The sequence below is a fragment of the Bifidobacterium pseudocatenulatum DSM 20438 = JCM 1200 = LMG 10505 genome (assembly GCF_001025215.1).
GTDB classification, from domain to species: domain Bacteria; phylum Actinomycetota; class Actinomycetes; order Actinomycetales; family Bifidobacteriaceae; genus Bifidobacterium; species Bifidobacterium pseudocatenulatum.
The window spans coordinates 1,550,773-1,563,124 of record NZ_AP012330.1; the positions used below are offsets into that span (position 1 = coordinate 1,550,773).

Annotated in this window: 10 protein-coding genes; all 10 read right to left on the minus strand. The window is 57.9% G+C overall.

Annotated features, from left to right (window positions below; genetic code table 11):
• Nucleotides 1-71 precede the first annotated feature (71 nt).
• Complete coding sequence (gene glnA / locus BBPC_RS06515) at nucleotides 72-1,409, minus strand: type I glutamate--ammonia ligase (RefSeq protein ID WP_022244698.1); 1,338 nt, start codon at nucleotides 1,407-1,409, stop codon at nucleotides 72-74.
• A gap of 110 nt (nucleotides 1,410-1,519) precedes the next feature.
• Nucleotides 1,520-2,245, minus strand: a complete 726-nt coding sequence (gene priA / locus BBPC_RS06520) for a bifunctional 1-(5-phosphoribosyl)-5-((5-phosphoribosylamino)methylideneamino)imidazole-4-carboxamide isomerase/phosphoribosylanthranilate isomerase PriA (RefSeq protein ID WP_003834319.1) — start codon at nucleotides 2,243-2,245, stop codon at nucleotides 1,520-1,522.
• Between the two features lie 126 nt (nucleotides 2,246-2,371).
• Nucleotides 2,372-3,019, minus strand: coding sequence for an imidazole glycerol phosphate synthase subunit HisH (gene hisH, locus BBPC_RS06525; protein WP_004220674.1), 648 nt, complete (start codon nucleotides 3,017-3,019; stop codon nucleotides 2,372-2,374).
• 96 nt (nucleotides 3,020-3,115) lie between these two features.
• Nucleotides 3,116-3,898: a hypothetical protein gene (locus BBPC_RS06530; RefSeq protein WP_004220676.1), complete on the minus strand. Its 783-nt coding sequence runs from the start codon at nucleotides 3,896-3,898 to the stop codon at nucleotides 3,116-3,118.
• A complete protein-coding gene (hisB, locus tag BBPC_RS06535) occupies nucleotides 3,898-4,497 on the minus strand; it encodes an imidazoleglycerol-phosphate dehydratase HisB (RefSeq protein WP_004220679.1) in 600 nt (199 codons plus the stop codon). Before hisB ends, BBPC_RS06530 begins: the two co-directional genes overlap by 1 nt.
• 59 nt (nucleotides 4,498-4,556) lie before the next feature.
• Complete coding sequence (locus tag BBPC_RS06540; RefSeq protein ID WP_004220680.1) at nucleotides 4,557-5,732, minus strand: histidinol-phosphate transaminase; 1,176 nt, start codon at nucleotides 5,730-5,732, stop codon at nucleotides 4,557-4,559.
• Nucleotides 5,729-7,129 carry a histidinol dehydrogenase gene (gene hisD, locus BBPC_RS06545; protein ID WP_004220682.1) on the minus strand — a complete coding sequence of 467 codons (1,401 nt, stop codon included), beginning with the start codon at nucleotides 7,127-7,129 and terminating at the stop codon, nucleotides 5,729-5,731. The genes BBPC_RS06540 and hisD overlap by 4 nt, the downstream gene beginning before the upstream one ends.
• Before the next feature lie 106 nt (nucleotides 7,130-7,235).
• Nucleotides 7,236-10,826 carry a DNA polymerase III subunit alpha gene (gene dnaE, locus BBPC_RS06550; RefSeq protein WP_004220684.1) on the minus strand — a complete coding sequence of 1,197 codons (3,591 nt, stop codon included), beginning with the start codon at nucleotides 10,824-10,826 and terminating at the stop codon, nucleotides 7,236-7,238.
• 34 nt (nucleotides 10,827-10,860) lie between these two features.
• The gene (locus BBPC_RS06555) at nucleotides 10,861-11,799 is read right to left on the minus strand and encodes an RluA family pseudouridine synthase (protein ID WP_004220686.1); all 939 of its coding nucleotides are present in this window, start codon (nucleotides 11,797-11,799) and stop codon (nucleotides 10,861-10,863) included.
• Nucleotides 11,796-12,344 carry a signal peptidase II gene (locus tag BBPC_RS06560; RefSeq protein WP_004220687.1) on the minus strand — a complete coding sequence of 183 codons (549 nt, stop codon included), beginning with the start codon at nucleotides 12,342-12,344 and terminating at the stop codon, nucleotides 11,796-11,798. The genes BBPC_RS06555 and BBPC_RS06560 overlap by 4 nt, the downstream gene beginning before the upstream one ends.
• Nucleotides 12,345-12,352: the final 8 nt, after the last annotated feature.

Below are 12,352 nucleotides of genomic sequence, written 5' to 3' on the forward strand. Positions count from 1 at the left end.
AAAAGACCGTTGTTGCAATCAGTTTTCTCATGATTGCAACAACGGTCTTTGATGAAACGATTGCGGTTCGCTTACAGCTTCGGCAGGTACTTCTTCAGTTCGAAAGGAGTGACCTGCTTGCGGTATTCCTCCCATTCCTGACGCTTGTTGCGCAGGAAGTATTCGAAGGCATGCTCGCCGAGCACTCCGGCCACGAAGTCGGACTTCTCCATAACCTTCAACGCCTCGTCAAGAGACTCCGGCAATGGCTGGATGCCCATGGCCTGACGTTCCGCATCGGTAAGCTCCCACACGTCGTCGCTGGTCGGCTCGCCCAACTGCATCTGCTTGTCGATGCCGTCAAGGCCTGCTGCCAAGAGCACCGAATATGCGAGGTATGGGTTGGCGACCGGGTCGAGCGCACGGAATTCCATGCGGGCGGAATTGCCCTTGCCTGGCTTGTACTGCGGAATGCGCAGCAGCGCGGAACGGTTGTTGTGGCCCCAGCAGATGTAGCTCGGAGCCTCGTTGCCGCCCCACAGGCGCTTGTAGGAGTTGACGTACTGGTCAGTGACCGCGCAGATTTCAGCCGCGTGGTACAGAATGCCGGCCGCGAACTGGCGTGCGGTGACGGACATGTTGAATTCCTGGCCCGCCTCGTAGAACGCGTTGGCGTCGCCTTCGAACAGGCTCAAGTGGGTATGCATGCCGGAACCTGGAGCGTCGGAAAGCGGCTTCGGCATGAAGCTGGCGTGAATGCCGCGCTCCAGCGAAATCTCTTTGACGACGGTACGGAAGGTCATGATGTTGTCGGCCGTGGTGAGCGCGTCCGCATAACGCAGATCGATCTCGTTCTGGCCTGGACCCGCCTCATGATGCGAGTATTCCACCGAAATGCCCATCTGTTCGAGCATGTTGACGGTGGCGCGGCGGAAGTCCATGCCTGGGCTGCGCGGCACATGGTCGAAATAGCCGCCCTCATCGATTGGGGTTGGCGTCTGGGACCAATCATCCTGTCTTTCGAACAGATAGAATTCGATTTCCGGATGCACGTAGAAGGTGAAGCCTTTTTCCTTGGCTTTCGACAGAGCCTGCTTCAGCACATGACGCGGATCGCCCAACGACGGCTCGCCATCAGGGGTAAGCACGTCGCAGAACATGCGCGCGGTGCCTTGCGGGCCTCCACGCCACGGCAGAATCTGGAATGTCGACGGGTCGGGCTTGACGATCATATCGTCTTCGGACACACGGGTGAGGCCTTCCACTGCGGAACCGTCGAATCCGAGCCCTTCCTCGAACGCAGCTTCCAATTCAGCCGGTGCGATAGCCACGGACTTCAGCGTTCCCAACACATCCGTGAACCACAAACGAATGAAGCGCACGTCGCGTTCTTCGACTGTGCGCAAAGCAAACTCTTGCTGTTTATCCATAGTGCCCCATCGTTCCATGCGCATGTTACGAAAGTCGTTAACACGCGCCGAATATGACGAGACCGTCCACGTTGTGGACGGCCGTATCGTCATGGGTTTGCGAACAATGCTCAACGTGCGACTTCAAGCGCCTCTTCCAAAGTGAAGGCGCGCGCATACAGCGATTTGCCGAGAATCGCGGAATCCACGCCCAGATCGGCAAGTTCCTTGATGGCGCGCAGGTCATCGAGCTTGGAAATGCCACCGGACGCGGTGACCTTCGCATCAGTGCGTTCCGCAACCTCACGCAGCAGATCGATGTTCGGACCGCTCATCATGCCGTCGCGAGCCACGTCGGTGACCACGTAACGAGAGCAGCCAACGGAATCCAGGAACGCCATGGTTTCGAACAGATCGCCGCCTTCCTTCACCCATCCGCGGGCTGCGAGGGTGTGGCCGCGCACGTCAAGGCCAACGGCCACGCGATCGCCGTACTTCTTGATGACGGAAGCGGTCCAATCCGGATTCTCAAGCGCTGCCGTGCCAATGTTCACACGGGCGGCGCCTGCTTCCAAAGCTGCGTCGAGGGATGCGTCGTCGCGCACGCCACCGGACATTTCGATATTGACCTTGTCGCCAAGCTCCTTGACGATGGCGCGCAGCTGGTCACGGTTGTTGCCCGTGCCGAATGCCGCGTCAAGGTCGACCAGATGAATCCATTCCGCACCGGACTCGACCCACGTGCGGGCAGCCTCCAGCGGCGAACCGTAATCGGTTTCCGAACCGGATTCGCCTTGGCGCAAGCGAACGGCCTTGCCATCACGAACATCGACTGCGGGAAGCAATGTCAAAGACATGTCTGTACCTCTCTGTGATCAACCGACCGCCACTAAACGGCAATCGCAAATAAATGTACCAAGTGGTCGTTTTAAAAGCGTATATGTCAAAGCATCGTCGAAACAATCATCGGCGATCTCGCACCATCAGAACGTCGCAATCCAATTGCGCAGCAGCTGCGAGCCCGCTTCGGCGGATTTTTCAGGGTGGAACTGCGTGGCGAACAGCGGACCACGCTCGTAGGCCGCCACGAAACGGCTACGTCCGTACGTGCACCAGGTCACGCGCTCCTCGGCGTCACCGAAATCAAGCTGGTCGCCGGACGTGTCGGCGGGAGCGGCACTCATCGCGGCGAAGGAATGTACGAAATAGAAACGTTCACCTTCCACACCCTTCATGAGCACGGAACCTTCCGGCGCCTCGACGGTGTCCCATCCCATGTGAGGCACCACATCGGCGTCAAGCAGTTCCACGTCGCCCTTGATCAGGCCAAGGCCCGGAGTGCCGGTGCCGTGTTCCATACCGCGTTCGAACATGATCTGCTCGCCCACGCACACGCCGAGCACCGGTCGCCCGGCACGCAGACGATCCTTGATCACGGTGTCTCCGCCCACCGACTTGAGTCCTTCCATGCATGCGCCGAAAGCGCCCACGCCGGGCACTACCAGACCGTTGGCTTCCAAGGCCTGCCGATGGTCGGAAGTGAGGGTCACGTCAAGGTCGAGATCAGCCAGTGCACGAACCATGGAACGCACGTTGCCGAAACCATAATCGAAAACCACCACGGAAGTCATGGGCGTTCTCCTTCTTGTGTCATTCGTTGTTCTGTGGCGCGAGTCGTCTTGTGTCGCATAACGCATGTTCGGCAGGATGACTCGCGTTTACCGTCGTTAACTGATGCTTGATGTGCCGCGTCCGAACCGCGTATGCTCGGCGATAATGCTCATCGCCGCATCCCGATCAAGGTCAGCGGAATCGAAAATGGTCATATCCGCCTGTTCCAGCGCGTTCATATCGGTGATGCCCAGCATGAGATCCTCAACGAACGGCGCGGTGGAGGTGAATAGCACCGGCGGAGCGAAGGTTTTGCCCGCTCTGCCTTCCACGTACATCGTCGCTTCGAGCTTGTCCGCACGGTTGACGGCAAGAATCGCGGGCATGCCGGCAACGACGATCGTCATGTCTTTGACCGCCGCTTCCGGACCGTCTCCGTCGAGATTGCGCAGCACCGCGACAGCACCTTGCGCCGATCCGATGCATTGCGCGGAAATGTCGGACAATTCACAGAATGCCGACAGCAATCGTGGCGAGGTCAGTCTGGTGATGATCACCGCCACTTTCGCGCGATTGCCAAGCAGTCCCTGCAGCTCGTCTTCGAATTTCAACGAATCCTCAGCCGCGTTGAGCATATCGTCGACTTCCGAGGATTCGGAGGATTCGGAGGATTCCGCGTTATCGGAAGCTTCGGAGGAATCGAAAGCTTCAGATGGCGGATTGTCCGCCCGCTCATGCTTGGACGCTTCGGCATCCTTGAATTCCTGCTCGAAGCCGGCCATGGCCGCTTCCAGTTCCTCTTCGCTGAAATGCATGCCGTCGGCGTTGAGGTCACCGAAATCGTTTGATCCATCGAATCCTTGGAAATCGTCGAAATCGTTATTTCGATCGTCGCTCATCACAGAGCGCCCTTCGTGCTCGGAATACCGTCGACACGCGGATCCGACTCGATGGCGAAACGAAGCGCACGTGCCAAGGCCTTGAACTCGGCTTCGGCGATGTGGTGCGGATCACGGCCGGAGATCACCTGCAGATGCAGGCAGATTCCGGCATGCATGGCGATGGATTCCATAACGTGACGCACGAGGGAGCCGGTGAAATGGCCGCCGATCATGCAGTATTCGAAGCCTTCCGGCTCGCCGGTGCACACGCAGTACGGACGCCCGGAAATATCGACCACGGCCTTGGCAAGCGCCTCGTCCAACGGCACGGTCGCATCAGCGAAGCGACGGATGCCGCGCTTGTTCCCCAGCGCCTGCTTCAACGCCTCACCGAACACGATGGCGATGTCTTCGACGGTATGGTGCGCGTCGATGTCGGTGTCACCCGTGGCCTTGATGGTCAGGTCAATCAGCGAATGCTTGCCGAGCGCCGTCATCATATGGTTGTAGAACGGCACCGACGTGTCGATGTCAGTTTTGCCGGTGCCGTCGAGATTCAGGCTCAGTTCGACCTTGGATTCGCTGGTTTCACGAACGATGGTTGCGGTACGCGCCATGTTGCGACTCCTTTTGGAAAATGTTCGGTCCTGTTGTGTTGGTTCAGTCCCGTATGTGCTCAGTCTTGTTCCACAATACGCAACACTTCGACCAAGGCTTCACGGAAACGCGCCATTTCCTCGTCGGTGCCCATGCATACGCGCATCCAGCCGTCAGGGCCGACGGTGCGGATGAGCACACCACGCTTGAGCAGTTCGTCGAAGATGCGGTCGCGATCGTCGAAATGACCGCCGAACAGAATGAAGTTGGACTGCGTCTCGGCCACTTCGAGCGGCTGGCCCTTGTAGGTTTGTTCCTTGAGCCATGCCGCGGTCTGATTGCGGGTGTCACGCAGGTGCGCCACACGGCTGAGCTGTTCGTCGGTATGTTCGAACGCGGCAAGCGCGGCTGCCTGGGTGACGGCCGACAGGTGGTACGGCATACGCACGATGCGCACACAGTCGATAATGCCCTTGTTGGCGGCCAGATAGCCGACTCGCGCGCCTGCGAAGGCGAACGCCTTGCTCATGGTTCGGCTCACGGCGAGATTCTCATACTCGCCGATGAGTTCGAGCGCGGTGGGCGTGCCCGGATCACGGAATTCGATGTAGGCTTCGTCCACCACGACCACCGGATGCACGCCTTCGGCGGCACCGGCCACTTCAGCGGTTTCGGCGGCGCCGAGCACGCGCTTGAGATCATCCATCTTCAGCGGTGTGCCGGTCGGATTGTTCGGGCTGGTGAGCACGATCATGGCCGGCTTGACGTCTTCGATGGCCTTGATGGTGGCGTCGACGTTCAGCGAGAAATCCTCGTTGCGGTGCGCAAGCTTCCATGTGGTGAACGTGTCGCGGGCGTATTCCGGATACATCGAATACGTCGGATCGCAGCCGAGCGCAATGCGTCCTGGACCGCCGAAAGCTTGGAACAGCTGCAGCATGATCTCGTTGGATCCGTTGGCACCCCACAACTGGTCGACTTCCAGCTTGACGCCGGACTCGCGTTCGAGATAGTCGCAGAATGCCTGACGCAACGCGATATGCTCACGATCCGGGTAACGGTTGAGCGTCAGAGCGATTTCCTTGACTCGCTGCGCGATGGTTTCGACCACTGCCGGTTCCGGCGCATACGGATTCTCGTTGACGTTGAGGCATACCGGCACGTCCAATTGCGGCGCACCGTACGGCTCCTCACCGATCAGATCGTTGCGCAGCGGAAGATATGCCGGAATGGCGTTGCTGGAAGTCTCACTCATCGAAGGCCTGCCTGCTCTTCCTGTTCCTTGATGGTTTCCTTGTTGTACGGATCGTCGATGAAACGGCTCAGCACGCTTTCACCGTGTGCCGGCAGATCTTCGGAAACGGCGAAGGCGTTCACACGAGCAGCGAGGGTCTTCAATCCCTGCTCGTCGTATTCGATGACTTCGACCGGCTTCATGAAGGTGTGCACGCCCAGACCGGAGGCGAAGCGTGCAGTGCCGGAAGTCGGCAGCACGTGGTTGGAGCCGGACATGTAGTCGCCCAGCGGCACCGGAGAGTACGGGCCACGGAAGATGGCACCGGCGTTGCGAATCTTGGCGATCACGGCATCCGGGTCGGCGGTCTGGACCTCAAGGTGTTCGGCGGCATACGCATTGGCCGCGTCAATGGACTGCTCGATGCCATCGGTGAGGATGATGCCGGACTGGCGTCCGCGTAGCGACGTGTTCACACGCTCGGAGTGCTCGGTGCGCGGCACACGGTACTTGAGGTTCTCCTGCACCTGTTCGGCAATCTCTTCGCTGTCGGTGATGAGCACGGAACCGGCGAGTTCGTCATGCTCGGCCTGACCGATCAGATCGGCGGCCAGCCAGCTCGGGTTGGCACCCTTGTCTGCGATGATGGCGATTTCGGTCGGTCCTGCCACGGCGTCGATGCCGACGATGCCGGACACCATGCGCTTGGCGGTAGCGACGAAGATGTTACCCGGACCGGTGATCTTGTCGACCGGATCGCACAGGATTTCGCCGTCCTGCGGTTCGGATCCCTTGGCGCCGTAAGCGAACATGGCCACGGCCTGAGCGCCGCCGACCGCATACACTTCGTCAACGCCGAGAATGGCGCAGGTGGCGAGAATGGTCTTGTCAGGCAGACCGTCGGCATTGTTACGGCTCGGCGGGGTTGCGATGGCGAGGGATTCCACGCCGGCGGCCTGTGCCGGGACCACGTTCATGATGACGGAGCTCGGGTAGACGGCCTTGCCACCCGGCACATACAGGCCGACACGCTGCACCGGAATCCAACGCTCGGAAACGCGCGCGCCTTCAGCCAGATCGGTGTGGAACGGCGCCGGCACCTGGGAAGCGGACACGGCGCGGGAGCGGCGCACGGATTCTTCGATGGCGGCACGCACTTCCGGATCCAACTCGTCGACGGCGGTCTTCATGGCTTCCACCGGCACGCGCAGGTTCTCCGGACGAATATGGTCGAATTTCTCCGCGAAGTCACGCAGGGCCGCAGCACCGCGGGCCTTCACATCGTCAAGGATGGGCTGCACGAGATCGGTGGCCTCGTTGGTGCCCATCTCGGCGCGAGGCATAGCCTCCAGCATTTCAGCTCGGGTCAGCTTCTTGCCACGCAGGTCAATGATTCGCATATAGTTTTCTTCGCTCATAACGCCCCATGGTAACAACGTGATGTCACGAGAACGCCCGCGCGTCTCAAGTTCAGCCGCATAGTGAGATATTCGGCTGAACTTTCGGCATCATCCCCACGACCGGTCATCCCAAAGGCAGAGAACTGGGACCGAAAAGGATTTTGATTTCGGCGAACAGACTCGTGTCGCGGCGTACGCGGAAACGGTCGCCGAACGTCAGTACCTTGGCGTTGCCCTTATCGTCCATCAAGGCGAGCTTCACTTCGCAGGGTCCAGGATGATTTGAAAGAATCTGCCCCAACTGCTGCACATGCGATTGGTCAAGCGCTATTGGCGGCAGCATAATCGTCACCGGCTTCTCATCCTGCGCTTCCAACGTCGGCACGTTGAATTCCGTGGCACGCATGCTTACCGTCTCATCGCGTTTCTCAACCTGTCCGCGAATCTGCACCACCGTGTCGACCGCCAGTTCGGGAGCGGCGGTCTCATACACTTTGCCGAAGAACATGCACTGGATGGAGCTTTCCAAATCCTCGATGGTCACAATCGCCCAAGGATTGCCCTTCTTCGACATACGACGGTCCACGTTCGTGATCAAACCCGCCACCGTCACCTGCTGGCCGTCAGGCATATTCGCCGCGCGATCGATCAGATGCGCGATCGACATTTCACGCAACGACACCAGAATCGACTGCATACCGCTCAACGGATGGTCGGACACATACAAGCCAAGCATTTCACGTTCGAAATTCAGCTTGGTTTTCTTATCCCACTCCTCCACATCGGGCACATTCACCATGGCATCGCCCATGCCCGCATCGTCTTCGCCGGCATCTTCCAAATCGGAGAACAAATCAAACTGGCCTTCGGCCTGCTTGCGTTTCAAACCGACCACCGAATTAATCGCAGCCTCATGAATCGTAAACAAGGCACGACGGTTCGGATCGATCGAATCAAACGCACCGGCCTTAATCAACGATTCAACCAATCGACGATTCAACGCCTCCATCGGCACACGCCTGATGAAATCAGGGAAATTCACATACTTGCCATGATCGTTCTCACGTTCCTTGACAATCGCATCAACCGCAGCCTTGCCAACGTTACGGATGGCGCCAAGACCGAAACGCACCACATCGCCGACAGCGGAATACTCGTACACCGACTCGTTCACGTCAGGAGACAACACCTGGATGCCCATGCGACGAGCCTCGCCCAAATACAACGCGGTCTTGTCTTTGTTCGTACTCGCACCCTGCAGCAACGCGGCCATGAATTCCACCGGATAATGCGTTTTCAGATATGCAGTCCAATATGAGATCAAACCGTATGCGGCCGAATGCGCCTTGTTGAACGCATAGCCCGAAAACGGCACAAGAATATCCCACACGGCCTGCGCCGCCTCCTGGGAATACCCATGCTCCTTCATGCCCGCGAAGAACGGCACCTTCTCCTTGGCCAGCACCTCGGGCTTCTTCTTGCCCATTGCTCGACGCAACACGTCTGCCTTGCCCAACGAATAACCCGCCAGAATACGCGCGGCCGACTGCACCTGCTCCTGATACACGATCAGACCATACGTTTCGTCAAGCACTTCCTTCAACGGCTCGGCCACTTCAGGATGAATCGGCGTGATCTTCTGCAAACCATTCTTACGCTTCGCATAATTCGTATGCGAATCCATATCCATCGGACCAGGACGATACAACGCGATCAATGCGGAAATATCGTTGAAGTTATTCGGCTTCAACGTTTTCAGCAACGAACGCATACCATCAGAATCCAACTGGAACACGCCAAGCGTGTCACCTCGCGACAACAGATCGTACGTGGCACGATCGTCCAATGGAATCTTCGTATGGTCGATACGCGTCTTGCCATTCGCCTCGATATTGTTCAACGTATCGCGAATAACCGTCAAGTTGGAAAGACCAAGGAAGTCCATCTTGACTAAACCAAGCGTTTCACACGTATGATACTCCAACGTGGTCGTAACCGTACCATCGGTACGTTCCAGCAGCGGCGACGTATTCGAAATCGGCTCGCTACCCATGATCGTGGCGCACGCATGCACACCGGTCTGACGGATCAAGCCTTCGATACCCATCGCCTCATCCGTGACGCGCTTCACATCCGGATCGGAATCATAAAGCTCACGGAATTCGCGGGCCTCCGCATAACGCTTCGAACTCGGCTCGAAAATATCATGCAGCGGAATATCCTTGCCACCCGTCTGCGCCGGCGGCAACGCCTTGGTGATGCGCTCGCCCATGGAGAATTCGTAGCCCATGATTCGTGCGGAGTCCTTCAGCGCCTGTTTGGTTTTGATGGTGCCGTAGATCACGCATTGCGCGACCTTGTCTCGCCCGTACTTGTCTCCGACATAGTCAAGCACGCGACCGCGGCCGTCCGGATCGAAATCGACGTCGATATCAGGCAGCGACACACGTTCCGGGTTAAGGAATCGTTCGAAGATCAAGCCGTGCTTGATTGGATCGAGTTCGGTGATGCCCATGGCATACGCCACCATGGCGCCTGCCGCGGAGCCACGGCCAGGCCCGACCATCACACCATGCGATTTGGCCCAGTTGATGTAGTCGGCCACCACAAGGAAGTATCCGCAGAACTGCATCTGACAGATCACACCGCATTCGTAATCGGCCTGCTTGAGCACTTCGATCGGCGGATGCCCGTCATAACGCCGTTCCAAGCCTTCCTCGACTTTTTTCAGGAACAGCGACGTCTCATCCCAACCTTCCGGGCAGTCGAATTGGGGCATGAACGCGCCATCTTCATGATCGTCGAACATGACATTGCAGCGTTCGGCGATTTCCAACGTATTGTCGCATGCTTCGGGAATGTCTTTGAACAGCTCACGCATTTCTTCGGCGGATTTCAGATAGTAGCCGGTGCCGTCAAATTTGAATCGTCCCGGCTCGTCAAGCGTGGATCCCGAATTGATGCACAGCATGGCATCCTGAGAGCCGGCGTCTTCGGCGCGCACGTAATGGGAATCGTTGGTGGCGAGCAGCGGCGCGTTCAGTTTTTTCGCAATGTCCAGCAGACCGTCGGTCACCTGTTTTTCGATTTTCAGACCGTGGTCCATGAATTCGATATAGAAATTGTCACGTCCGAAAATATCCTGCAATTCGCCTGCCGCACGTAATGCCTCGTCGAATTGGCCGAGCAGCAGTCGCGTTTGGATGATGCCCGACGGGCATCCGGAAGATGCGATAATGCCTTTCGAATATTTGGCAAGGATTTCCTTATCCATTCGGGGGTATCGCATGACACGTCCCTCGAGATTCGCGTCAGTGGACGCCTTCATCAGATTGACAAGGCCCTCATCGGTTTCCGCCCACATCGTAAGGTGGGTGATCAGGCCACCGCCGGATACGTCGTTGGGGTTGCGCCTGCGATGTTGCGGATCGATATCGGGATTCCAGTTGGTATCCCAGCTGACGCGGGTTTGATCTTGGCGTGCGGTTTCCGGCGTCACATACGCTTCAATGCCGATAATCGGTTTGACGCCTTCCTTGACCGCAGTGCTCCACATTTCGTATGCGCCATGCATGTTGCCGTGATCGGTGATGCCGACGGCCGGCATGTTGAGTTCTTTGGCGCGCCTGACCAGATCCGGAATCTTTGACGCCCCGTCAAGCAGTGAATAATGCGTGTGATTATGCAGTTGCACGAAATTTCCGGAAGTAGCCATACGTTCCAATCTACCGGTGATTGGTGACGTGCGATCACACTTCAGGCTTGTCTTGTGTGTCGTGCCTGCCACGCATCACGTCGAGCGCATGCTGCAAATCAGCTGGATAATGCGATTTCACCGTGGTCCACACATGGGTTCGCGGATGGCGGAATTCAAGTTGCTTGGCGTGCAGCCACTGCCGTTCCAATCCCAATGCCTCACCCAACTGCGGATTGGCACCGTACATGGCGTCTCCCGCAAGCGGATGCCCGATGGACGAGAAATGCACGCGGATCTGATGGGTTCGACCGGTTTCCAGATTCACGGAAACCAACGTCGCCTCACCGAAACGTTCCATCACATCCCAATGGGTGATGGCTTCTTTGCCGGCGGGCGTAACGCAAAAACGAAAATCGGAGACTTTGGCACGTCCGATCGGCGCTTCGATCGTGGCCTTGTTTTCCTTGAGATTGCCTTGCACGAGCGCATGATAGGTTTTGACGACTTCATGTTCGGCGAACTGCCTGCGCATTTCCACGTAGGCGAGGTCAGATTTGCACACGAGCATCAATCCGGATGTGCCCACGTCGAGGCGGGATACGATACCCTGACGTCCCGCGGCGCCGTAAGAGGTGATGTGCACTCCCCTGTCAAGCAGACTGCCGAGCACCGTCGGACCGGTCCAACCGACGGAAGCGTGAGCAGCCACACCCACTGGCTTGTCGACCACTATGACGTCATCGTCTTCGTAGACCACTGCCATATCTCGTGCGATCGGTTCAGGCTCGGTCCGTTCCTCGACAATATCGAATTCGACGGTTTCGCCTGATTGCAGAGTCGATGATTTGGAAATGTCACGACCAAGCACGCGCGCCTGTCCACTTTCGATGAGTTCCGCGGCCTTGGCTCGGGAGATACCAAGCATCTTGGCCACGGCCACATCGAATCGTTTGCCGACAAGCGCGTCGGGTGCGGGAACAAGACGGCTCATGCGTTCTGGTCTCCGGTCGTCTGTTTCGTCTGTTCTGCGGCCTGTTCGTCAAGATCCTTCTGGCTGAAGGGCTCTCCGACAAACAGCAGTACGACGGCGGCGACGCCCGCCACCATCAGGAAAATATCCGCAACATTGCCGACCGACCATCCGTAATTGAGGAAATCGACGACCTTGCCATTAAGGAAACCTTCGGCATACATCACACGATCGATGAGATTGCCCAATGCTCCTGCGAAAGCAAGAGCGAACACCACCGTCCATTTCATGGAAATGGTACGGATTGCCAGTACGGCCAACGCCACGCACGCCACGATGGCAAGCAACGAAATCAACCAGGTCATGTTGGATCCCATGCCCAAGGACGCACCCGGATTATGCACCAGCGTGAATGAGAGGATGCCCGGAATCACACGTACCGTCTGCCCGTCGGCAAGCGCCGACTGCGCCCATGCCTTGCTGATCTGGTCGAGTACCAGTGCCACAACGGCGATACACGCAAAGACGGCCACGCGGGTGCGCAGCCGTCTTTGATCATTTGTCATGATGTCAG

Coding starts and splice junctions, on each gene's coding strand:
- priA (WP_003834319.1), bottom strand. CDS start 2,245: ATGTCTTTGACATTGCTTCCCGCAGTCGATGTTCGTGATGGCAAGGCC.
- hisB (WP_004220679.1), bottom strand. CDS start 4,497: ATGGCGCGTACCGCAACCATCGTTCGTGAAACCAGCGAATCCAAGGTC.
- dnaE (WP_004220684.1), bottom strand. CDS start 10,826: ATGGCTACTTCCGGAAATTTCGTGCAACTGCATAATCACACGCATTAT.
- glnA (WP_022244698.1), bottom strand. CDS start 1,409: ATGGATAAACAGCAAGAGTTTGCTTTGCGCACAGTCGAAGAACGCGAC.
- BBPC_RS06555 (WP_004220686.1), bottom strand. CDS start 11,799: ATGAGCCGTCTTGTTCCCGCACCCGACGCGCTTGTCGGCAAACGATTC.
- hisD (WP_004220682.1), bottom strand. CDS start 7,129: ATGAGCGAAGAAAACTATATGCGAATCATTGACCTGCGTGGCAAGAAG.
- BBPC_RS06540 (WP_004220680.1), bottom strand. CDS start 5,732: ATGAGTGAGACTTCCAGCAACGCCATTCCGGCATATCTTCCGCTGCGC.
- hisH (WP_004220674.1), bottom strand. CDS start 3,019: ATGACTTCCGTGGTGGTTTTCGATTATGGTTTCGGCAACGTGCGTTCC.
- BBPC_RS06530 (WP_004220676.1), bottom strand. CDS start 3,898: ATGAGCGACGATCGAAATAACGATTTCGACGATTTCCAAGGATTCGAT.
- BBPC_RS06560 (WP_004220687.1), bottom strand. CDS start 12,344: ATGACAAATGATCAAAGACGGCTGCGCACCCGCGTGGCCGTCTTTGCG.